19 protein-coding genes are annotated in these 21,825 nt (G+C 48.2%); 16 read left to right on the top strand and 3 right to left on the bottom strand.

What is annotated here, in order from left to right:
* Positions 1 to 136 precede the first annotated feature (136 nt).
* Complete coding sequence (locus FEN17_RS20230) at positions 137 to 544, top strand: DoxX family protein (protein WP_138367210.1); 408 nt, start codon at positions 137 to 139, stop codon at positions 542 to 544.
* Positions 545 to 589: 45 nt separating this feature from the next.
* Here the strand turns inward: FEN17_RS20230 and FEN17_RS20235 are convergent, their stop codons facing one another.
* Positions 590 to 1,330: a hypothetical protein gene (locus tag FEN17_RS20235; RefSeq protein ID WP_138367211.1), complete on the bottom strand. Its 741-nt coding sequence runs from the start codon at positions 1,328 to 1,330 to the stop codon at positions 590 to 592.
* 198 nt (positions 1,331 to 1,528) lie between these two features.
* Positions 1,529 to 2,500: an aldo/keto reductase gene (locus tag FEN17_RS20240; RefSeq protein ID WP_138367212.1), complete on the bottom strand. Its 972-nt coding sequence runs from the start codon at positions 2,498 to 2,500 to the stop codon at positions 1,529 to 1,531.
* A gap of 161 nt (positions 2,501 to 2,661) precedes the next feature.
* Here FEN17_RS20240 and FEN17_RS20245 point away from each other — a divergent pair, with 161 nt between their 5' ends.
* From FEN17_RS20245 to FEN17_RS20270, 6 genes are all read left to right on the top strand, one after another.
* Positions 2,662 to 3,426, top strand: a complete 765-nt coding sequence (locus FEN17_RS20245; RefSeq protein WP_138367213.1) for a M23 family metallopeptidase — start codon at positions 2,662 to 2,664, stop codon at positions 3,424 to 3,426.
* A 64-nt stretch (positions 3,427 to 3,490) separates the two neighbouring features.
* A complete protein-coding gene (locus FEN17_RS20250) occupies positions 3,491 to 4,777 on the top strand; it encodes an aminotransferase class V-fold PLP-dependent enzyme (protein ID WP_138367214.1) in 1,287 nt (428 codons plus the stop codon).
* A gap of 192 nt (positions 4,778 to 4,969) precedes the next feature.
* Positions 4,970 to 5,581, top strand: coding sequence for a Cj0371 family chemotaxis-regulating polar lipoprotein (locus tag FEN17_RS20255; protein ID WP_138367215.1), 612 nt, complete (start codon positions 4,970 to 4,972; stop codon positions 5,579 to 5,581).
* 11 nt (positions 5,582 to 5,592) lie between these two features.
* Entirely contained in the window at positions 5,593 to 6,765 is a 1,173-nt protein-coding gene (locus FEN17_RS20260) for a glutathionylspermidine synthase family protein (RefSeq protein ID WP_138367216.1), read from the top strand.
* 237 nt (positions 6,766 to 7,002) lie between these two features.
* A complete protein-coding gene (locus FEN17_RS20265; RefSeq protein WP_138367217.1) occupies positions 7,003 to 7,335 on the top strand; it encodes a hypothetical protein in 333 nt (110 codons plus the stop codon).
* Between the two features lie 234 nt (positions 7,336 to 7,569).
* The gene (locus FEN17_RS20270; protein WP_138367218.1) at positions 7,570 to 8,208 is read left to right on the top strand and encodes a GntR family transcriptional regulator; all 639 of its coding nucleotides are present in this window, start codon (positions 7,570 to 7,572) and stop codon (positions 8,206 to 8,208) included.
* Positions 8,209 to 8,289: 81 nt separating this feature from the next.
* Here FEN17_RS20270 and FEN17_RS27525 read toward each other — a convergent pair whose 3' ends face one another.
* Positions 8,290 to 8,586: a hypothetical protein gene (locus tag FEN17_RS27525; protein WP_205748179.1), complete on the bottom strand. Its 297-nt coding sequence runs from the start codon at positions 8,584 to 8,586 to the stop codon at positions 8,290 to 8,292.
* 21 nt (positions 8,587 to 8,607) lie between these two features.
* Between FEN17_RS27525 and FEN17_RS20275 the strand changes: the two genes are divergently transcribed.
* The 9 genes from FEN17_RS20275 to FEN17_RS20315 all read left to right on the top strand — a co-directional run bounded on the left by FEN17_RS20275 (position 8,608) and on the right by FEN17_RS20315 (position 21,823).
* A complete protein-coding gene (locus FEN17_RS20275) occupies positions 8,608 to 11,763 on the top strand; it encodes a SusC/RagA family TonB-linked outer membrane protein (RefSeq protein ID WP_138367219.1) in 3,156 nt (1,051 codons plus the stop codon).
* A 17-nt stretch (positions 11,764 to 11,780) separates the two neighbouring features.
* Positions 11,781 to 13,364 carry a SusD/RagB family nutrient-binding outer membrane lipoprotein gene (locus FEN17_RS20280; protein WP_138367220.1) on the top strand — a complete coding sequence of 528 codons (1,584 nt, stop codon included), beginning with the start codon at positions 11,781 to 11,783 and terminating at the stop codon, positions 13,362 to 13,364.
* A 4-nt stretch (positions 13,365 to 13,368) separates the two neighbouring features.
* The gene (locus FEN17_RS20285) at positions 13,369 to 15,258 is read left to right on the top strand and encodes a heparinase II/III domain-containing protein (protein WP_229208917.1); all 1,890 of its coding nucleotides are present in this window, start codon (positions 13,369 to 13,371) and stop codon (positions 15,256 to 15,258) included.
* Complete coding sequence (locus tag FEN17_RS20290) at positions 15,259 to 17,325, top strand: family 20 glycosylhydrolase (protein WP_138367222.1); 2,067 nt, start codon at positions 15,259 to 15,261, stop codon at positions 17,323 to 17,325. It abuts the gene before it with no gap.
* A gap of 79 nt (positions 17,326 to 17,404) precedes the next feature.
* Entirely contained in the window at positions 17,405 to 18,187 is a 783-nt protein-coding gene (locus FEN17_RS20295; protein ID WP_138367223.1) for a creatininase family protein, read from the top strand.
* Positions 18,188 to 18,398: 211 nt separating this feature from the next.
* Entirely contained in the window at positions 18,399 to 18,776 is a 378-nt protein-coding gene (locus FEN17_RS20300) for a RidA family protein (RefSeq protein WP_138367224.1), read from the top strand.
* A 32-nt stretch (positions 18,777 to 18,808) separates the two neighbouring features.
* Positions 18,809 to 19,765: a 3-hydroxyacyl-CoA dehydrogenase family protein gene (locus FEN17_RS20305; protein WP_138367225.1), complete on the top strand. Its 957-nt coding sequence runs from the start codon at positions 18,809 to 18,811 to the stop codon at positions 19,763 to 19,765.
* Position 19,766: 1 nt separating this feature from the next.
* Positions 19,767 to 20,900, top strand: a complete 1,134-nt coding sequence (locus FEN17_RS20310; protein WP_138367226.1) for a mandelate racemase/muconate lactonizing enzyme family protein — start codon at positions 19,767 to 19,769, stop codon at positions 20,898 to 20,900.
* Positions 20,897 to 21,823, top strand: a complete 927-nt coding sequence (locus FEN17_RS20315; protein WP_138367227.1) for a DMT family transporter — start codon at positions 20,897 to 20,899, stop codon at positions 21,821 to 21,823. The genes FEN17_RS20310 and FEN17_RS20315 overlap by 4 nt, the downstream gene beginning before the upstream one ends.
* The last annotated feature ends 2 nt before the right edge of the window (positions 21,824 to 21,825 follow it).

Below are 21,825 nucleotides of genomic sequence, written 5' to 3' on the forward strand. Positions count from 1 at the left end.
ATAAGGCTAAAAAAATATTAAGCTTTACGTGGATCTGTGTGACAAAGCGATGTAAATCGGCATGGAGATTTGTATTTGCGGGATCTTCGTTTTAGTTTTTGATCCACAATAACTCGCTTTCAACTCAAAACAGCTCATGAAGAAATTCTTGAAACCATTGAAGCTACCCTCGCTCGCAGATTTCGCAGTCCTGATTCTGCGTCTGGGCATGGCCGCGCTCATGATTCGTTTCGGCTACGACAAACTCACCAACTTCATCAGCGGCGACCGCGACTTTCCCGACCCGATCGGCCTAGGCCCGACGCTCTCATACATCCTGACCATCTTCGCAGAATTCGTCTGCTCGATCCTGATCGCCCTCGGCCTCTTCTCCCGTCCGGCTTTACTCGTACTTATCATCAATATGCTCGTCATTGTTTTGGTAGTCCACGGAAATGATCCTTTCGACAAGAAGGAGCATGGGATATCATTTTTGATTAGTTACGTGGCGTTGTTTTTGACCGGGCCGGGGCGGTTTTCGGTGGATAGGTATTTGTATAAATGAGAAAAGGGTGTCCAAAAAACACCCTCTTTCTCATTTACCTGAATCTTAGTTTAACATCTTAATGGCATCCGGACCAACATAAATGTTCCCATGATTGACATTCAATCCCTTTTCTGTTTCTACTGAAAAGCAGAAACCGGCCTTTTGTCCTGTCGAAACAAATGTGATAACCTTCGTTATCCATCGATTAAAATTATCTTTCAAATCGACGAATTCTGTTACCAAAGCATGTTCATTCCCGGATTGGAAGATTTCAAAGCGCGCTTTGTTTGAATATTGTGAGTGCGCAGTCTTTGAAGTCGATACCTGAACTGTAATCGAATATTTTTTGCCGGTTTCTAGATTCGCGATTTCGGCTTCAACCGGCCAGGTACGTCCAGCTTGTTTACCTGCTCCAAAAGTGCTTGATGTTGTTATAATGGAGCCTGGTCCGTTTGGAGCAGGTAAAGGTACCGTCCATTGAAGTCCGCCACATAAAGCGTTGAGATTGGAAGTGCCAATCGGAGCATAATCAGGTTCGAGTTCCCATCGATCATGCCGCCCCCAGCCGGCTGGGAAGGAATCTTTACCGGGAGTACCGTCAGTTGATGGCATCCAGGGTATCATCAGGGTATCTGTTCCGTTAATGTTGGCCATCTCGGGCTCCATGTTTGAGTCGGAATTTGCAAGCAACATATCAGTGGGAAGATTACTTGTATAATCTTTCGAACAACTGATCGTAGATAACAGACCAAACAGGAAAAGCGCGATCGGATAGAGAGCGTAAATTCTTTTTAGGATGATCAATTGGCCAATTAAAAAAGTGTGAATTAAAATCTTGATGTCGCAAGGCTACCAAAAAAATTAATTCACACTATTTTCTGTCTAGCTTTCGGTCGAAATCATTTAACCAACGGGCTTAGGGCAATTTTCAACTATGTAATTCGGCAGGAAATTAACGCTAACCATTTGCATAGTTCAAATATAGCTGACCCGCTCGTCGTACTACTGCGACCACTCCGTCGGCTCCCGGTCCCAGCGATGCCCCTTCAAAATCTCCGCCAATTCCGGCGACAATCTCACCCCGTCACTAGCAGCAACATTCGCCTTCACGTGCGGCAGTTTCCGCATGCCCGGAATCGTCGTATGGACATCCGGGTTGTTCAAAATGAAACGCAAAGCCAGGTCTGGCATCGACATTCCCGCGGGAAGATCTTTGCGCAAAGCTTCGGCGTGGTCTACGCTGGAATTCAGATTTTCGGGGACGAAGTAGGTGGCGCGCCAGTCGTCGGCAGGGAAGGTGGTTTCTTTGGTCAATGTGCCGGTTAATGTTCCTTCGTCGAAAGGGACGCGGGCGATGACGGCTACGTCCAGTTCGCGGCAGAGCGGGAAAAGCTGGTCTTCGGGTGCCTGGTCGAAAATGTTGTAGATTACCTGGATTGAGTCGATGAGGCCGGTTTTTAATGTTTCCAGTGCATTGTTTGGCTCCCAGCGGTTGATGCTGATGCCCCAGGCGGCTACTTTTCCTTCCTGCGTAAGCTTCTGGATCGCTTTCTTCCACTCGTCTTCCTGCGCCCAGCTATCTTCCCAAACATGAAATTGCAGCAGGTCGATGCGCTCGGTGCCCAGGTTTTGCAGACTTTCTTCGGTGTATTCCACAATGTAATCGGCCGGAAAGACGTCTTTTAATTTAAAATCCGATTTTGACGGCCAGATACGGTTTTTCGGTGGGATTTTCGTGGCGGCGTATAATTTCCGGTCGCTGTACCTTTTAATGAGCTCTCCCAGAATTCTTTCGCTCAATCCTTCACCATAACCCCAGGCGGTATCAAAGAAATTCACACCCGATTCTACGGCCAGGTCGAGCGAATCATCGGTCTCCTTGCGGTCGGAACCTGTCCAGCCTGCCAAACCCCACATACCATACCCGATTTCACTGACTTGCCAGTTTGTGCGTCCAAAACGACGGTATTGCATTTTATAATAGTTTAGTGTTCCCGGTTTAAAGGGCGAGCTGCCCGTTTTTTAATGTAGATGAAATACATTTGTAGCATATTAATTTCATAAGACCGCACGTTAACGTTCTTCAAAATCAGTTCCAGGTGAAAGAAATTGGGTGGATGCCAAAGCTTTTGTTAATGACATTAAAAAGATTTGCCGGAATTATATTGATCCTCAGCATTGCCGGGATGACCTGGCAAAGCGACCCTCTCAGCAAAATTCCGGAGTACTGCGCGACATTCAATCAGATACAAATCGACATTCGCGACAATGTGATCAGCCCAGATTCTGCGCGGGCAGCTTTTCGGGCCGTCATGCGGGATTTTCGTACGGCTTTCAAAAGAGATTCCTGCCACGCAATCGACTCTTCCTATTTTGTATATCCGGTAAGAGGTTACCTGCCAAGAGAATCAGTCGGCTCGCGGGGTAGGGGTTACCGGGCAGAAGGTTTCGATTTGTTTGATAATAATGCAAAAGGCAGCCACCCGGCGCACGACCTTTTTGTAAGGGATAAAGACCAGGATAACCTCGACGACCGTACCTGGAAACCGGTGGATGTGCTGGCATTTACTTCCGGCGTAGTGGTGGCGACCGAAACCGGCTGGAAGTACGACAGCGAATTCCGCGGCGGCAACTGGATATGGATCTACGATCCCTGCCTCGACGGGCTATTTTACTACGCCCATAACAACGTCGTGGAAGTGCAGCCGGGGCAGTGGGTGGAAGCTGGTCATAAAATCGCGGAGATGGGCCGCAGCGGGTACAATGCTTACAAAAAACGCTCGCCGACGCATGTCCATTTGATGTTTCTTCAGCTCGACAGCTACGGCATGCCCGAACCGTATAATACATACGACTGGCTGCTGCAATCGCAGGTGAAAGAGGGTTTGGATTTGGAATAATTGTGATTGCGACGTATAATTAATAAATTGTACCTCACTCAATTACTACTCCTAAATCATTTTTATGAACAACCGCCGGTCCTTTTTTCGAAAAAGTGCCGCCCTCGGCATGGGCGCATTTGGTATCAACAGCCTTTTTAATCAGCTGCACGCTGAGGATTTTCTGGAAGCAGAAAAACTCTGGAATCCTGCCAGTGACGAAAATGAAGACTACTGGTCGGTGATCCAGGATGCTTACACGGCGAGTAAAAGTGACATTATCATACTAAATAATGGTGGCGTGTCGCCTTCGCCGATTGTGGTGCAGGAGGCGCTCGACAAGTACAACAAAGCTGCTGCACAAGGTCCATCTTATTATATGTGGCGGATCATGGATAAAGGCCGCGAGCCGCTCCGGCAGCGTCTGGCCAAACTGGCCGGCTGCGACGCCGAGGAAATAGCGATCAACCGGAATGCGACTGAGGCCTTGAACACCATTATTTTTGGTTTACCCCTGCAAAAAGGCGACGAAATTATCGGGACGATACAGGATTACCCAAATATGATCCAGGCCTACAAGCAGCGGCAAATGCGTGATGGCGTCGTTTACAAGCAGTTATCTTTCGACTTTCCGATTGAAAATGACGAGCAGATTGTGAAAGCATTCGCCGATGCGGTGACGCCGCAGACGAAGATCATTCACGTCACACATATCATTAACTGGGTGGGGCAGATTATGCCGGTGAAGAAAATCGCTCAAATGGCGCATGCCAAAGGCATTGAGGTGGTTTGCGACGGCGCGCATACATTTGGTTTGCTGGATTATAAAATCCCTGATCTGGAATGTGACTACTTCGGCACCAGCCTGCACAAGTTTCTGAGTGCGCCGGTGGGTAGCGGCATGATGTGGATCAAGAAGGATAAAATCGAAAAAATATGGCCGCTGCTTTGTAACAGCGAGCCGAAAAGCGCGAACATCCGCAAGTTCGAAACATTAGGTACCCGCAGTTTTCCCATAGAGCAGGCAATCGGCGAGGCAGTGAATTTCCAGGAAGGTATTGGTACTAAAAGAAAGCAGGAGCGCATTCATTTTTTGAAAAAATACTGGGCCGAAAAAGCGGCAAAGATTCCCGGCGTAAAGATCCATACTTCCATGAAACCGGAATATTCCTGCGCGATTGCTGGTGTCAGCATTGACGGCATGAAACCGGAAACATTGGATAGCCGGCTGATGAATGAATTCAAGATACATACCGTGGGAATTAACTGGGAAAACATTCATTGTGTGCGGGTTACCCCACATGTTTATACCAAACTGAGCGACCTGGACAGGTTGGTAGAAGGCATCGAAAAGATTTCCAAGAAAGCTTGACGCTCCATTTTAATTATTTAAAGAAAGCATAATCCGCTCCCGGGTTATGCTTTCTTTTTTTAATACTACCTGCGAACCGTTTGTAAAGACATTGTCTTTCAGGTCATGTATAAATACCTTTTGAAAGATTAGCACGAATCTTTGAAATGAAATGCGCTAGTTTTGGAATAAACACAGTATAAAAACATTCAAATGGCACAAATCAGAAAAGGTTCTTTCATTAAAAATGTGAAAGACATCAGTATCAGCGGTGCGTTTGCTTTGGCGGTTTTGTCCGGGATAACATTGAGCAGTTGCGGCTCCAATGACGAGGACGAATCGGCTTACAGCTATGAGGAAACGAGTTATTCCAAAGGTATCCGCTCGCATATCAAGGAAATCAAACCCGGGGAATTCAAAATCACCGACGAAGAAAATGTCGGCGCCGACAGCTCCATGGCGATCGTAAGCTATCTCGACGGCCACGTGGATACATTAAGTACCTCCGCCGCCAAGGCGCTGATCGATGAGGAAATCCGCACCAATCACAACTACGTGGGGCATCACAGCGGATTGTCGAGCATGCTGCTTTACGGTGGCATCGGCTACATGCTGGGGCGCAATTCCAGCAATGCTTACATCAACAACTATCGCACCGATCCGAATGTAAGCCGCGGTTTTTACGCCAATCCTGCGACTTACGATAAATCGCAGAATGTGGTGCGTCAGGTAAACGCTTCGCGTACGACGCGCACCGTGAACACACGGCCGAGTGGCGGCAGAAAAGGATTTTTTGGACGTTCGTCCGGCAGAAGCGGCGGTTAACTGATAGTATTATGGTCAAATTGAAATCATTACCCAACCCGCCGGAGCAAGCGCTGCGGAATGCGGGCTGGAACTGGGCGCTGGGTACGGATACAACGCCGTACGTTGTCAATGATATGGTGGTGGTAAGCGAAGAACAGGCTTCGCAATATTACGAGGCGGCGAATACTTTGTACGATATGTTTGTGGAAGCCGGCCAATATGTGATTGAAAATCATTTATTTAAAGACCTGGGTATTCCTGAAAACCTGGTTGAGATCATCAAAATTTCCTGGGAAAACGACGAGCATGTTCACTTGTACGGCCGGTTCGATCTCGCAGGAGGTTTCGATGGCGAACCTGTAAAATTGATTGAATTTAATGCGGATACCGCCACTTGTCTTCCTGAAACTGCCGTGGTGCAGTGGGCGCATTTACGCATGAATGGCCTGGACGATGCGCGGCAGTTTAATTCACTGTATGAAACTTTGGTGAGCCAGTTTACTTTCATCCGCGAATCGAATGCGGATTTGAGCCCTTCCATTTTGTTTTCCGCGATGCGTGACTATCCCGAGGATGATACCAATGTAGCATTACTTTCGGAAGCGGCTCGGGAAGCTGGGTTTGACGTTGAATTTGCATACATCGACGATGTAGAGTTTTCAAATGGGGAAGGTATCTTCTTCCAGGATCCCGAAAATGGCACCTTTATCCGCTTCGACTACTGGTTCAAACTTGTGCCCTGGGAGTACATTGGTTTCGAGGAACCGGAGCTCGCGCAAATGTTGACAGAAATTACGCGGAATCGTAAGGCGATGATCCTCAACCCTGCGTACACACTTTTGTTTCAATCAAAATATATCCTGAAAATCCTTTGGGATTTGTACCCTTACCACCCGCTGCTGCTGCAAACTGAGAGGTATGTTTTGCCGCATAAAAAGTCGGTGGGGAAAGTACTCTTCGGCCGTGAGGGCGCGAATGTGAGCATTATTGAAAGGGGCGGAGAAGTTTCCGAAACCGTAGAAGGCGAATACGCGGGCCAGGCGAAAATTTACCAGGAGTACGTCACATTCCCGACGGATAGTGAGGGCAAGTCGTACCAGGCGGGTGTTTTTTATGCCGGAGAAGCTTGTGGATTGGGGTTTCGGAGAGGTGGAAAAATTTTGGACAATACCGCTCAGTTTGTCGGACATGTGATTGAATGATTACTTTTTTCTGCGGCTCTCTGTCAATCTGTTAAAGAATTAATTCGCCGAATTTAAAGTCAAAACGACCGCAGGCTAACATATTCGACCGTTAGCTAAACATTATGGAAAATTGTCGGTTTCAGAAGTGAAGTTTGTAGTGTTAAAATTTGCTTGTGCTGGTACAGAATTTTTGTAAACAATTTGTTCCCCGGCGCGGCATCTTTGGGATTCCGACATTCTTAAACAAAACCCGTTATGATACACGAAAAAATTTTCCAGCTCAAAAGTGGCAGAGAGGCCAAAGTGATCGTGAAGGCACTCTATCTTCACGACAACCCTCAGTTTAACACCGAATACGAGATCCTGATCAAGGAACCAAAAGAAAAATATTTCCGCACACCGATCGGCGTAAATCATCCGCAATACTGGAAAATGAAACGTTCCAGCGCCAGCCAGGCCAGAATGCTTTTGATGGAATACAGCGGCGTATCACAACGCCAGGTAAACCAGGCACTTTCAGAATTCAACCGCATCATCAATTATCATCCTGCACAGATCGGGCTGCATTACGAAAGTGAGTTGTTGTAAAAAATCTGCACACGGAGTTTACACACACTTCACAAAATTGTAAGTATTCACAGCACGACACACCATACGACCGGGTAAAGGAAAAGCAGACATTCATCCGCTTTTCTTTTGCCCGGTTCTTTTTTTGGCTCATCCCGGCATTTTCACAAGCATATCGGCTCGCGCTTTCTTGTAATTATTTCCTATATTTATAATATATTTAGTTTACAGAATACTTGAATATTGTTTACATAAATGAAAGAGGACTCACTCTCGAACAGGGCTTACACGGAACTTAGGAAAAAAATATTATCCAACCAGCTGACCTCGGGTACCCGGCTTAAAGAAGATGAATGGTCTAAGAAGCTGGATGCAAACCGTATGGCGATCAGGGAGGCATTGACGAGATTGCTGGGTGAGCAGCTGATCGTGCAGGGCGAAAAGGGTGGTTTTTTTGTAAAAACCTTAACTATTGAAGACAGTCATAAAATTCGTGAGCTGCGTGAAATACTGGAAGTAGGGGCTTTGAGACTGCTGATCCAGAAAGTGGAAGAGCCTCAGATCGAAGAATTGGAGCGGATCTGCGCCGACTTTACGTCTATGGTAGAACGGGGATATTTCGGCGGCGCTTGCGAAGCGGATGTGAAATTTCACGAAACTATTATTGAAGCTGCTGGAAATGAGAAGCTTGTGGATTTGTACAAAGCCAGCAACATTCCACTTTTTCATCAAAAGTTAGGAAAAACCCAGACACACATGGATGATTACGAATTGACAGACCAGGAACACAGGGAAATTGTAGCTGGCATTAAAACCAGGGATGTCAAACGGGCGGAGGAAGCGTTGATGAAGCATCTGATCCGTGGCGAAGTAGCTTCCATGGATTTGGCCTGAGGATTATATATAAGTAGAAATTTCCGTTAAGAACATTACATTTCAATACAAGCCGGCCGCGCAAACGTGGGGTCGGCTTTTTCATTTATAGCCTTCCAAATAACATTCTGCTACATTCCTGGCACACGCAGGCAGATTCCGCAGGCGGCATACTTTGCCATCTTTTATTTTCTGAAAGCGCGTTTGAATAATTTTTCCTAAATTTTTTTGTTGACAAAAAAATAATATATTTGTTGACATAAATACTTGAATATTATTTACGGTTAGATAAAGCCCTCCTCCGTAAGTTGACCCTGCTGTCAATCCCTTAAACGTTTGCCTATGAAGATACCCTGTGCCTAAAAAAAGTGCCCTGATGAGTCCCCCCATTAATTCCATATCCGTTCTGAAACCTTGAACATGAAAAAATCTCTAGAACCATTCTTCTTCCGCCATGCCCTGGCTTTGCTGCTGACGACCTGCTTTCTGACCTTTACCCTGGCAGTACAATCTGTCTATGCACAGGCGGTTAAGAAAGTATCCGGCAAAGTGCTCGACCAAAAAGGAGCACCGATTCCGGGCGCTTCCATCGTGGTGAAGCAATCTACCGCAGGCGCCATCGCCGATGCAGAAGGTAAATTCAGCATTTCGGTCCCCGACAACGCCAACATTCTTGTAGTATCCTATATCGGGATGAAAACACAGGAAGTGGCGATAGGCAGTAAAACTGTCCTGAACGACATTACATTGATTGAAGAAAGTGTGGGTTTGCAGGAAGTGGTCGTGACGGCGCTGGGTATCGAGCGGTCGGCCAAAACATTGACTTATGCAACGCAAAAAATTGGGAATGACCAGATTAACGAAGTGCGCGACGCGAATTTCACCAATACATTATCCGGAAAAATCGCCGGCTTGACGGTAACTCCCTCAGCTACCGGCCCGGGCGGCGCGACGCGGATCGTACTGCGCGGAAACCGGTCAATCCAGGGAACAAACAATGCATTGATCGTCGTGGACGGCGTGCCGATCGATAACTCTACGGTTTCGGGCCAGGTAAGAAATGATTCCGGCGACGATAACCGCGGTACAAGCGGAAGCGACGGTGTTTCCAACATTAACCCCGATGATATTGAGTCGATTAGCGTGCTGAAAGGTGCGGCGGGCGCGGCTTTATATGGTAGCCGTGCAGCAAACGGGGTGATGATGATCACGACTAAAAAAGGAAAAAGCGGGGCGGTTTCGGTGAATGTCAACTCAGGTGTATCCTTTGACCGGGCGCTGACTACGCCAAGCCTTCAAAACCAGTATAGCCAGGGCGCGGGCGGCGTATATTCAGCCCAGGCGACAGGTAACTGGGGAGCAGCGGTTACCGGACAAAGCGTAACCGACTGGCAGGGGAAAAGTGTTTCGCTGCAAGCCTATCCCAACAACATTTCGGATTTTTACAGGACCGGTTTATCAAGCAATAACTCGATCAGCATGAGCGGCGGCTCGGAAAAAATGACGACGTATCTTTCCTACGCCAATAACAATGCCACAGGTATCGTGCCTACTAACAGCCTGATGCGCAACACATTCAATGGTAGGCTAGGGATTAACATTACCCCGAAACTTTCGGTGGACGCGAAACTTACCTACACCTTACAGCAGATCAAAAATAAGCCCGGCGTCGGTGGTGACGGCTTTGTAGTAGCCAACCTTTCGCGCATTCCACGGACGGTGAATCTGGCGGATTTGGAAACTTATAAAACCGTGAGCCCCAGTGGAATCGAGACGCCGGTTTACTGGACAAACCCCGATCCGGTGTATATGAACCCTTACTGGACGATCCATAACACCCGGCACCTGGAAAACAGAAGCCGCGTGACTTCTCTGGTGGCCATCAAATACAAATTCACGGACTGGCTGAATTTACAGGGCCGGATCAGCAATGATAGCTACAACGATTTCAACACCCACGCCTACGCCAACAACACCGCCAACTACGCGCGCCAGCCGGGCGGATATTACGCGGAGGAGAGTGCGCTGGTGAGCGAAAGAAACATTGATATCTTATTGAATGGTACCAATAAAATTTCCAAAGACCTGGTAATCAACTACAACATTGGTGGTTCGATGTTGTTCAGACGATCGAGAAGACGTGTGAATTATGCCGATGGTCTTGGTATTCCCAACAGATTTGACCTGGGTTTTGCAACAAACCTTGGGGTGACATCTGCTACAAGCCAGCGCGACCTGCATTCCGTTTACGGAACTGCGCAGCTCGGCTTTAAAGATTATCTGTTCATTGATGTAACTGCCCGGAATGACTGGTCGAGCACATTGCCTGAGCCTTATTCCTACTTTTATCCCTCGGTAGGCTTGTCGGCGATCCTTTCTGAAATGGTACGGCTGCCGAATTGGGTAAGTATGGCGAAAGTACGCGCCTCGGCTACCAAAGTGGGTAATGACGCCGATCCCTACCTGATCAACCAAACGTATACCTATACCCGTGGTTCTTTTGGCGGCTATGTCGGAAGCGCGAGCACGAAGTCGATCGGCAACCTGAAACCTGAATTGACACAATCACTGGAATTTGGTACCGACTGGCGTTTCATGGAAAACCGTTTCGGGATTGACTTTACTTATTATAAAACCAATTCGAAAAATCAGCTGCTGACCGTTGGTGCGCCTGCATCGTCGGGTTATGCTTCCCGGTATCTGAATGCGGGTAATATTCAAAACAGCGGTATCGAGATCGTACTTTCGGCTAAGATATTGCATGCCAGTGCTTTCACCTGGGATATGGGCTTGAATTATGCGAGAAATAAAAACAAGGTGGTGGAGCTGTATCCAGGCGTAACACGGGTCTATTTAGGTTCTTCTCAAAATGTAAGGACTGCTACGCCAGTGATCGTGGAAGGCGGAAGTTATGGTGATTTATACGGATACAAATGGCAAAAAGTGAATGGTCAGTACCTGGTCAATTCGGCCGGTGTACCTATTCAAACTGCTGCGATTGAGAAGGTTGGGAATTTTAACCCAAAATATACCGCAGGTTTTACCAATAACTTTTCCTACAAACATTTCACACTCGGCTTGCTGGTCGATGGCAAATTTGGCGGTGTAGTAACCTCGGGTACGGCTGCACAGAATGCCTATTTCGGAAGCGCAGATTATACGACCAAATACCGCGACGCCGGATCCTGGACTTTGCCTGGCGTAACTGCCGAGGGTGCGGCCAACAATGTGCCGATCAATGCGGAGAAATTCTGGCAGACAGTTTCGCAAAACAATTATTCGTGGGCGGAATTCTTCACGTACAGCGCTACCTCGGTACGTCTGCGCGAACTGACATTCGGTTATGAGTTCAAAGCACTACCCAAGTTTATCAAATCGGCGAAAATCTCTTTCGTAGCACGCAACCTGTTCTTCATTTACAGGGGCAGCTCCATCATGGACATTCCTGGAATCGGCAAGCGCAAGCTCGATTTCGATCCGGAGGTGAGCATCGGGAACAGCAACTACCAGGGTATCGAATACAATGCGCTGCCTTCGACCAGAAGCATGGGACTTAACTTGAAACTGTCATTTTAATTAAAATAATGATTGTCATGCAATACAACTTTAAGAACATTAAAATGCTGTCCCTGAGCTCCATACTGGCGGTGATCGTCGGGCTGGGCGGCTGTACCAGTGATTTTGATGCCATCAATACCGATAATACAAAGCTGAGCACGGTTACTGCGGCAGAGTTTCCTTATATGTTTTCAAATGCTTTGATGGCTTCCACTTTGTCGCCGGATAACTTTGAAGTAGGTGAGGGGACTTACGCCGGCGTCTACTCACAATTTTACTCCCAGGCGGCCCAATCTTTTCCGACCGACCGCTATGTGATGCGCCTCGACTGGCTGCCTGCTGCCTGGAACCCGGTATACATTCAGGCGGCGCCGGCTTTGAAAACGATTTTGGAAAATACCGAAGAGCAGTCAGCGGAAAATGCGGTTGCGAAAATCTGGTGGGTATGGATGTTCGATCGCGTGACCGATTACTTTGGGCCGATTCCGTATTTTCAGGCTGCAAATGGTTTAGGTTCAGTACCTTCCACGCCACAGGATTCTATTTATTATGATTTTTTCAAAAAGCTGGATGCGGCTTCAAATGTGCTGAAAACCAGTGGCGCGAAAACACCTTTTGATAAATTTGACCTTGTCTACAATTCAAAAGGTACCGCTGCGACAACCGCGTGGATGAAATTTGCGAATACCCTGCGCCTGCGCCTGGCCCTGCGGATCTCGAAAGTAGATCCGGCAATGGCCAAAACACAGGCCGAAGCAGCTGTGGCAGCTGGTGTGATGACCGATGTTACCGATGATGCGTACGTGCAAAAATCGAATTCGGTTTACGCCGAACACAATGGTTTGTCGCAAATTGTGGCGTGGGATGACATCCGGATGAGCTCGACGATGGAGTCGATCTTGAAAGGTTACGACGATCCCCGCCTGCCGATTTACTTCCAGCCGGCCACATTTACCGGAAAATATGATGGTATGAGAAACGGTTTGCTGGTTTCGGAGAAGATTCAGGACATTAATTCCCGGAAGTATACTTCTAACCTTGGGCCCCGCTGGGCGGTCAATAATAATGGGAGTTTCACGGCTGTTTTTAATACGCCGCAGGACATTATGCACGCCGCGGAAGCTTATTTTCTGAGAGCGGAAGGTGCATTAAATGGCTGGAATATGGGCGATAATGCGCAAAACCTTTACGAAACCGGTATCAAAATGTCCATGAAACAGTGGGGCATTACCGATCAGGCTGTGATTGCAAAATACATTGCCAATATGTCTGTGCCGATTGCGCCGCAGGATGGGCAGAACTCCCCGCCGGTAAATGATTACCCGGTAAAATGGAGCGCCGACGCGACGATGCAGCGCAAGCAGGTAGCACAGCAAAAATGGCTGGGCTTATTCCCCGACGCGATGGAAGGCTGGGCAGATGTGCGCCGCACGGGCCTGCCAAAGCTGTATCCGATTGTCCATAGCGAAAACACCGACCTGCCGCAGGGTACATTCATCCGCCGCGTGCCTTTTCTTGATACCGAAAAGCAGACCAACGCCGCCGCAACCGCCAAAGCTGTTGAAATGCTGAAAGGCCCGGATAAGGTGTCGACCCCGCTCTGGTGGGATAAAAACTGATTTTATGAGATTTTTTGCAGCGCTGATCTTTGTTTTAACCACCACCCTGGCGCAAGCCCAGGTGCGGGAGATGGATACGGTACAGTTGGTCAATCCCAAAACTGTGATCCCCGACCACCCCCGGCTTCTGCTGCTGAAAGGTGAAGAAAAGTTGCTGCAAAAATCGATCAATTCTAAACGTATATGGAAGCAGGTTCACAGTTCGATCCTGCATCAATGTGATAGTCTGATTGCCACCAAACCTGTCGAACGCGTTCTCTTGGGCGTGCGGCTGCTGGCGAAAAGTCGGGAATGTCTGTACCGGGTTTTTTACCTGAGTTATGCCTGGCGGATGACGCACGAAGAGAAGTATTTGAAACGAGCCGAACAAGAGCTGCTGGCGGTTTCCAATTTCAGCGACTGGAACCCTAGCCACTATCTCGACGTGGCCGAAATGACGATGGCCGCGGCGATCGGTTATGACTGGCTTTACGATGATCTTTCCGAAAAATCCCGCACGATCATCCGGGAAGCGATTTTGAAAAAAGGGGTAGGCACTTCGTACGACAGTGCCTACCCTAATTATCGTAAATGGCTGTCGGTCACCAACAACTGGAACCAGGTATGTAATGCTGGGATTTCTTTCGGCGCGCTGGCAACCTGGGAAAGTGACCCGGAACTGGCGCGGAGAGTGATCAACCGGTCGGTGGCGAGTATCGATATTGCGATGAAAGATTACGATCCCGACGGCGCTTTTGCGGAAGGATACACCTACTGGGGCTATGGGACAACATTCAACATTATGTTTCTCAGCGCGATAGAGAAGGTTTTTAAAACAGATTTTGGTTTAGGTAAATCGGCGGGTTTCCTGAAAACGGCATGCTATCTTGAAAATATGATCGGCCCGACGGGCAAGAATTTTAACTATTCCGACGCGTCAGAAAGTGGTATCCTGCAACCCGCCATGTTATGGTTTGGGAATAAATTAAAAGATCCCTCCCTGCTTTGGAATGAGCGTTTACAGCTTACGGATTTGCGTATCAAGTTGAATGCAGATCGCCTGCTCCCCGCGATTTTAATCTGGGGAAAAGACGTGGATCCTGAAAAAGTGGAAGCACCCAAAAAACTGCTTTGGACAGGTGCAGGCCGAAATCCGGTTGCATTAATGCGCTCCTCCTGGACCGACCCGAATGCGATTTTTGTAGGCATCAAAGGCGGCTCGCCGAAAGTGACGCACGGCCACATGGACGTGGGGAGCTTTGTGCTTGAAGCTGACGGTATCCGGTGGGGAAAGGATTTTGGCGCCCAGGACTACACACCTCTGGAACTCCGGAACATTGACCTCTGGGCCGACAGACAGGACGGTCAGCGGTGGGAAATTTTTAGGTATAACAACTTTGCACACAACACATTAACGGTTAACAATCAGTTGCAGCAGGTAACCGGAAAAGGCGTCATTACCAGCACCACTTCCGATCCTGCATTCCTGAGCGCGGTTGCCGACATTTCAACCGTATACAAAGGTCAGGTGGCGAAAGCAGAGCGCGGCGCAGCGATCGTTGACAAAAAATATGTTCTAATCAAAGACGAAATTGAAACCTCGGACGCGGAGGTTATGGTGCGCTGGAAAATGCTTACTTCGGCGCTGGTAAAAGTAAGTGGTAACCAAGCTGAGCTGATCCAGTGGGGTAAAAGGTTGAGAATCATCGTGCCGGAGCCTGCCAACATTGTCATGCAAACCTGGTCAACCGAGCCACCGAAAGATTATGACGAGCCCAATCCGGGAACCACATTGGTTGGTTTCGAAGTGAAAATCCCCGCACATTCAAAAAGTACATTCAATGTGTTCCTGGTCCCCGGCGGCACGCTTCCTGATACACTAACTACCCCAAAACCTTTAAAAGACTGGCATTAAATGCGTTTCCTTAACCCACTAATTCTCGTTATTATTTCTTTTTCCGCATTTGCACAAAACAAACCGGTCCTTTTCCCGGAGCCGGAAGCTATTCAATATAACCCGGGCACATTGCAGCTCTCGGGCATCAGTATTTTTATTCCAAAAACCGCTTCGAAGGAAGAAATTTTTGCCATCAATACGCTTAAATCGATCATCCATGAAAAATCTGGGCAAGCTGTAAAAGTTGCTTCTTCGGCAGCCGGGGCTGTTTTGGAATACTCAATAAAAGAAAAAGGCCGTCACATTCCCGAGGTAAGTGAAATGTCCGGCGGGAGCAACCGCGAGAATTATAAGCTGGATATCACTTCCAATAAAATTAAGATCGAGGCGCAGACGACGGCCGGGCTGTATTACGCAATTCAAACCATCCGCCAGCTGATCCACACCGATGGGAAGAAAACTTTTCTCCCCAATGTGCACATGACTGACCAGCCAAAACTGGCGTATCGCGGCATTATGATGGATTTTGCGCACGGCGGCTTGCCAACTGTGGCGGAGATCAAGAGGCAGATCGACTTTCTGGCACTTTGGAAAAATAACCAATACTACTTTTACAACGAGGTAAGTATGGAGCTAAAAGGTTTTCCAACAGTTGGTTACAGATCTGGATATACCCAGGCGCAGGTCAAGGATATCATCGCCTATGGCAAGGAGCGGCACATGGACGTGGTGCCGTTTTTGAACCTTTACGGACATTTACATGAATTATTGAGGTCTGAAAAATACGCCGACCTCTCCATCGGAAACTACGGCCACGAGCTCGATCCGCGTAAACCGGCTGTGAATAAAATGCTTAAAAACTGGATCAAGCAATACACCGACCTTTTTCCAAGCCCGTTTATCCACGTCGGTTTTGACGAAACCTGGGAAACCAAGCGTATCGCCGACGACAAAGATGCGAAGATCAATTCCGAAGAGCTCTGGCTGCAGCAGCTGACATTTGTACAAGCGGAGCTGAAAAAATACGGCAAAACCGTGATGGCATGGACAGATATGAACAATTATTATCCGGACATTATGGAGCGGCTTCCAAAAGACGTAATTCCGGTCATCTGGGAATACAAGCCTGATACCGTGGAGATTAACCGGTACCTGAACCCGGTTCTAAAAGAAAAAAAACCATTTTTTATTCAACCTGCGGTTTCCGGTTGGGGCCACATTTATCCCGAGGCCGATTATACCTATGTCAACATTGCGCTTTGCCTGAAAGCGGGCATGAAAAACAAAACGCTTGGTTTCATCAACTCGGTTTGGACCGATCCGGTCGAGCCCTTTGTTCGGCCTTCGTGGCTGTTTATGGCTTATGGCAGCATTGGCGCATGGCAGGGGCAAGTGCCTGATAAGCAGACTTTTTCCAAACATTACAGCGAAATCCTGTACCCGGAAGTAGCCGATGAAATGCACCAGGCATTCGAGTTCCTGGCGCAGTCGAATATGTATCTCAATAAATGTCTGGGCAAAAATACGAACGGAATGCCGCGCGGGACGATTATTGAAAGCTGGTCAAACCCGTTTCAACCATACTATCTGAAAAACACCAAAGAGCACGAGCAGGATTTTCGTAATGCGCGGAAAATGAGTGAGGAAGCGCAGGGAATGTTGATCCAGGCGCTGGCAAAATGTAATTCAAAAGACACTGCTTTCATCAATTCGATGATTGTGACGGCACGGCTGATGACTTACTCGGCCACCCGCTTTCTTTGGGCAAAAACAATCTGCGACCGCTGGGATGAATCGATGCTGGCGCGGAAGAAAAACGATTTTGTTGTTTACGATATCACCCACGTTTGCCACGGTCTGCTGGTAGATGTGATGGACGAAACCGGCGAGCTGAAAACAGCCTACCAGGAATCCTGGCTCACGGAATATATGCCTTACCGCATGAATACCATTCTCAGTCGCTTCGATGTGGAGTACGGACTTTGGCAAAAATTGTATCTGAAAGTCAATGATTATCGCATTCAGAATGCTCCTGAGCATGTCGCTCAACAATCTTTTCAAGAGCTGTTTAAGCCCGACTTCTAATTTTTGTAAACTATTTTGTTTAAATTTTGTAAACAAAAAACTTAATATTTACATTTGATTATTCCTCCGCGACTACCTTATGTTGTTTTCAAATCTGAGTTACCCGGACATTAACCAGCAAACTGAGCAAACTGTGATCGTGCTTCCGCTGGGCGCGTTTGAGCAGCATGGCCCGCACATGGCGGTTTCGACGGATACGGATATTGTGACACATATTGCCAAAAAAGCAGAGGCGGCACTGCCTTCGCAAGTGATGCTTTGCCCGACTTTACCCTTCGGTTCCAGCGACCATCATTTGTCTTTCGGTGGTTCCATCAGCATCAATCCCGCATTGTATGTGGAAGTGATTGTGGATCTGGTCGGATCGTTTTTGCAAAATGGTTTTCGGAGGATTGTACTCTTGAACGGCCACGGAGGCAACATTACGCCGGTCCGTCAGGCGCTCGCGATTCTGAGCAAAAAATACGACCGGGATTTGCAGCCCAACATTGCTCTGGTGACTTACTGGGAACTGGCCGGCAAGCCTTTCGCCGGCGAAGCGCCCATGGAAAGTCCGGCATTAAGCCACGCCTGCGAGTACGAAACCAGCATGATGCTGCATCTTTTCCCTGAAAAAGTAGATATGGAAAAGGCCGAACGCGCAGCACGCCCGGAAAGCAACGGCTACATTCCCTGGGAAGACGACGAACCGTACCGCGGCGTCACGCTTTTCAAAGCTACCGCCTTCATTTCCAGCAACGGAAGCAGCGGCGAGCCGCAAAAGGGCACGGCGGAAAAAGGGGAGCATTTGGTAGGGAAGGCTGTGGGGGCGTTGGTAGGTTTTCTGAGAGATTTTGCAACATGGAAGTTCTTGTCATGCTGAGCGGACCGGGCCGCCGGGCGGTCGAAGCACTTTACCGGTGAGCACAATGTAAAAAAGCGTCTTTCCGAGCCAGTAGCGTGCTTCGACTCCGCTCAGCATGACATTACTTAACCAGTAGCAGCCCTTCGACCGCCCAGCGGCCCGGTCCGCTCAGGGTGACGTGAGGGGGCATTATAGCGAGAGTAAACATTAATGACATTGAACAACCAAAATGAAACAAGAAATAAAGCACACCGATAAAAATGCAGACACCGGCGCGTATTCGGCCGGTGTTTTGAAGAATGGTATGCTGTTTATCAGCGGGCAGGGGCCGCTGGATCTGGCGACGGGGGAGGTGAAGCATGGTACCATCGAGGAAGAAACATTGCTGACTTTGGAACACGTGAAAAAAGTCGTGGAAGCGGCTGGCGGTACTATTGATGACATTATGAAATGTACCGTGCACCTTGAAGATATCAATGATTTTGACCGGTATGATGCGGCTTACGGGTCATTTTTTACGGGCATCCGTCCGGCGAGGACTACCGTGCAATCGGTATTGTCGGATGGGATAAAAATAGAGATTGACGCGATTGCGATCATTGGCTAAATACTTTATAGTAAGTCAGTTTTGAAATAATAATGAGTGAAAAACAACGGATCGGTACGGTAGGGCTGGGGTTGATGGGCAGCAGCATTGCGACTTGCATTCTGGCGGCAGGACATGAAGTGACCTCGCTGGTGAAAAACCAGGAGGAATCGGAAAATGCCCGGAAACGCATCCTGGGTTTTTTGAAAGAACTGGCCGAAGAAGGTTTGCTGAAAGAACAAGCCGAAGTCGTGATTGAAAGGATTACGATTACCGACAATGCATCGCTGCTGGCGGGGCATGAAGTGGTGATCGAGTCGATTACCGAGAGTTTGGACGAGAAAAAAAGCGTGTACCGGCAGTTGGAAATCGTGCTTTCGCCCACGGCGATCATTGGCAGCAATACTTCAGCGATACCGGTTTCGATTTTGCAGGAAGGCTTGGCGCACCCTGAAAGATTATTGGGCATACATTGGGCTGAGCCTGCGCACATTACCCGGTTTATGGAGGTGATCTGCGGGAAAGATTCGGATGTGAATTATGCGCATCAGATTGTGAAGCTGGCCGAAACCTGGGGGAAAGAACCATCGCTTTTACGGAAAGATATCCGAGGATTTATCACCAACCGCATTATGTACGCCATGCTGCGGGAGGCATTCAATCTCGTGGAAAACGGTTACGCGACGGTGGAAGATGTGGACCGCTCGCTGCGCAATGACCTGGGTTACTGGATCACATTCGCCGGGCCTTTCCGGTTTATGGATCTGACAGGTATCCCGGCCTATCTGACGGTCATGAAAGATCTTTTTCCGGAATTGAGTAACACAGATAAGACCCCGGAAATGATGGAAAAGCTGGTGGCGTCAGGTGCGAAAGGGGTGAGCAATGCGCACGGATTTTACCCGTATACCGAAGAATCCGCCGAGAAGTGGGAGAAGTTATTTATCGATTTCAGCTACGATATCCGCAAGCTGGCTGAAAAATATCCGCAAAACATTGGAAATGAGTAGCATGACTAATATAGCGTCCATCAAAGCCACCGAAGTGATTGTACCTGCCAAACCCGGCAGCCTGAACTCCGAAATGGTGCTAGACAAGGATACCGAATTTGCCAAAAAATTCATGACCGGGGAAAGCTGGACGGAATTTGCGAACCAGCCGAAATGGATCATTGAAATAACATTAAAAAACGGCCTCACCGGCATTGGCGAAACATACCGGAGCGCGTCCCCGGCGCTGATCCGGGAAAGTATGGAGCTGTTTTTGGGAAAAGATATTTTGAAAATGAACTGGCGCAGGCTGCCAATCACAGACCAGCGCATTTACGAAGCATTCGAATGTGCGGTGCTGGATTTGGTAGGGAAACTTTTGCAAGTGCCTGTTTACCAATTGTTAGGCGGAGGTTACCGCAATGAAATTGATTGCATGGGCTGGACGGGCCGTCGGACACCGGAAGACGCTGCCCAGAAAGCCTTCGAGGCGATGCGAAAAGGACATAAGGTGTTCAAATTCAAATGTTCGGATGAAGATCCGGTGCGGCTCTGGACGGAAGAAATTAAAAAGAAATGCGGCGACGGGATCAAGGTTTTGCTGGACCCGAACCAGCGCTGGACCGACGTCGAAACAACATTAAAACTGATGGATGGCGTGGAAATGGAGGTGATGCTGGGGCTTGAAGATCCTATTCTTCATGCTGATGTTCAGGGATTTAAATACCTGAAAGAAAAACTCGGCATACCACTATACCGTCACATTTCCCTGCCTTACACCCAGGATATCCGCGATATGATCGCATTTGTGCGGAGCGATGCGGTGGACGGTTACAATTTTAACGGCTCGGCGTACAACTGCGTGCTGCTGGCCGAAATGGCAAATCTGGAAGGAAAACCTTGCTGGCGCGGCTCGGAAGTGGATTTGGGGATTTCAGAAACCATCGGCCTGCACATTGCGGCGGCGAGCATTAACTGTACCATACCGTCCGATATTTTCGGCGAGCTGGTGCGGGTGGATGACCTGATCGTGGAGCCGATCACATTTGAAAATGGTGCAGCGAGGGTACCGCAGGGTCACGGACTGGGCATTGAGCTGGATCAGCAGGCGGTCGAAAAATATAAAACAGGTCAGTATTTATTTGTGAATCAATGAAAAGAGCATTTCTGTCCTGGACGATTTTATTTCTCTGTAACCTCATCTGGTCATTCCATTTTACCTGTATCAAACTCGTGCAGGACCAGGTAGGGCCGTATTTTACAGTCTGGCTGCCGATGCTGCTGGCGACGATTTTTCTCGCGCCTTTTGTGATCAAAGATTTTAGAAAAGGAAAAAAGAAGATCAAGGACGTGCTGATTTTCGTGCAGCTCGGGGCTTTGGGCGCATTTCCGTCGCAGGTTTTGATGACTTATGGTACCCAATATTCCCTGGCCAGCAATGCAGCGATTTTAGTTCTGGCGCTGCCCGTCATCACCGCGGTTTTTGCCTTTTTTATCTTAAAAGAAAAAATGAACATGATCCGCTGGATCAGCTTTGCAATTGCGATCATCGGCGTGCTGCTCTGCTCGACGGACGACATTAAGAAAATGGATCTCAGCTCCAAGTATGCGCTGGGTAACCTGCTGATTTTCCTGGCGATTATCGGCAATGCGTATTACAATGTGGGCTGCAAGCAGGTGGCGGAAAAATACACCGAGATGGAAATGGTTTTTTACACCTACCTCGTGCTGGTCATCATGCTCGCGCCGCTGGTTTGGTATTATGAACCCGAAATGTTCTCGAAAATTCCGGAGTATACCACACAGACCTGGACCGGCATGATCGCGCTGACATTGTTCCATAATTTCCTGTCGATGATCCTGTTTTTCAGTGTGTTAAAATACCTCGACGCGACGCAGGTGGCATTGTCCAACTACCTGATCACATTTATGGGACTACCGATTGCGGCATTTGTACTGGGAGAAACTTTGAAGACGCAGGCGATCATCGGGGGCGTGCTCGTACTTGCTTCGACATTGATACTCACCATTGTAGATAACAAAGCACAACAAAAGAAACTGGTTAAAATCAGTCAATAAAC

Origin of the sequence: Dyadobacter luticola, from assembly GCF_005860805.1 — a bacterium.
GTDB classification, from domain to species: domain Bacteria; phylum Bacteroidota; class Bacteroidia; order Cytophagales; family Spirosomataceae; genus Dyadobacter; species Dyadobacter luticola.

Bases quoted from the DNA above. Each gene is read 5' to 3' on its own strand.
- FEN17_RS20230 (WP_138367210.1), top strand. From the start codon at position 137: ATGAAGAAATTCTTGAAACCATTGAAGCTACCCTCGCTCGCAGATTTC.
- FEN17_RS20240 (WP_138367212.1), bottom strand. From the start codon at position 2,500: ATGCAATACCGTCGTTTTGGACGCACAAACTGGCAAGTCAGTGAAATC.
- FEN17_RS20245 (WP_138367213.1), top strand. From the start codon at position 2,662: ATGACATTAAAAAGATTTGCCGGAATTATATTGATCCTCAGCATTGCC.
- FEN17_RS20250 (WP_138367214.1), top strand. From the start codon at position 3,491: ATGAACAACCGCCGGTCCTTTTTTCGAAAAAGTGCCGCCCTCGGCATG.
- FEN17_RS20255 (WP_138367215.1), top strand. From the start codon at position 4,970: ATGGCACAAATCAGAAAAGGTTCTTTCATTAAAAATGTGAAAGACATC.
- FEN17_RS20260 (WP_138367216.1), top strand. From the start codon at position 5,593: ATGGTCAAATTGAAATCATTACCCAACCCGCCGGAGCAAGCGCTGCGG.
- FEN17_RS20265 (WP_138367217.1), top strand. From the start codon at position 7,003: ATGATACACGAAAAAATTTTCCAGCTCAAAAGTGGCAGAGAGGCCAAA.
- FEN17_RS20270 (WP_138367218.1), top strand. From the start codon at position 7,570: ATGAAAGAGGACTCACTCTCGAACAGGGCTTACACGGAACTTAGGAAA.
- FEN17_RS27525 (WP_205748179.1), bottom strand. From the start codon at position 8,586: ATGGAATTAATGGGGGGACTCATCAGGGCACTTTTTTTAGGCACAGGG.
- FEN17_RS20275 (WP_138367219.1), top strand. From the start codon at position 8,608: ATGAAAAAATCTCTAGAACCATTCTTCTTCCGCCATGCCCTGGCTTTG.
- FEN17_RS20280 (WP_138367220.1), top strand. From the start codon at position 11,781: ATGCAATACAACTTTAAGAACATTAAAATGCTGTCCCTGAGCTCCATA.
- FEN17_RS20285 (WP_229208917.1), top strand. From the start codon at position 13,369: ATGAGATTTTTTGCAGCGCTGATCTTTGTTTTAACCACCACCCTGGCG.
- FEN17_RS20290 (WP_138367222.1), top strand. From the start codon at position 15,259: ATGCGTTTCCTTAACCCACTAATTCTCGTTATTATTTCTTTTTCCGCA.
- FEN17_RS20295 (WP_138367223.1), top strand. From the start codon at position 17,405: ATGTTGTTTTCAAATCTGAGTTACCCGGACATTAACCAGCAAACTGAG.
- FEN17_RS20300 (WP_138367224.1), top strand. From the start codon at position 18,399: ATGAAACAAGAAATAAAGCACACCGATAAAAATGCAGACACCGGCGCG.
- FEN17_RS20305 (WP_138367225.1), top strand. From the start codon at position 18,809: ATGAGTGAAAAACAACGGATCGGTACGGTAGGGCTGGGGTTGATGGGC.
- FEN17_RS20310 (WP_138367226.1), top strand. From the start codon at position 19,767: ATGACTAATATAGCGTCCATCAAAGCCACCGAAGTGATTGTACCTGCC.
- FEN17_RS20315 (WP_138367227.1), top strand. From the start codon at position 20,897: ATGAAAAGAGCATTTCTGTCCTGGACGATTTTATTTCTCTGTAACCTC.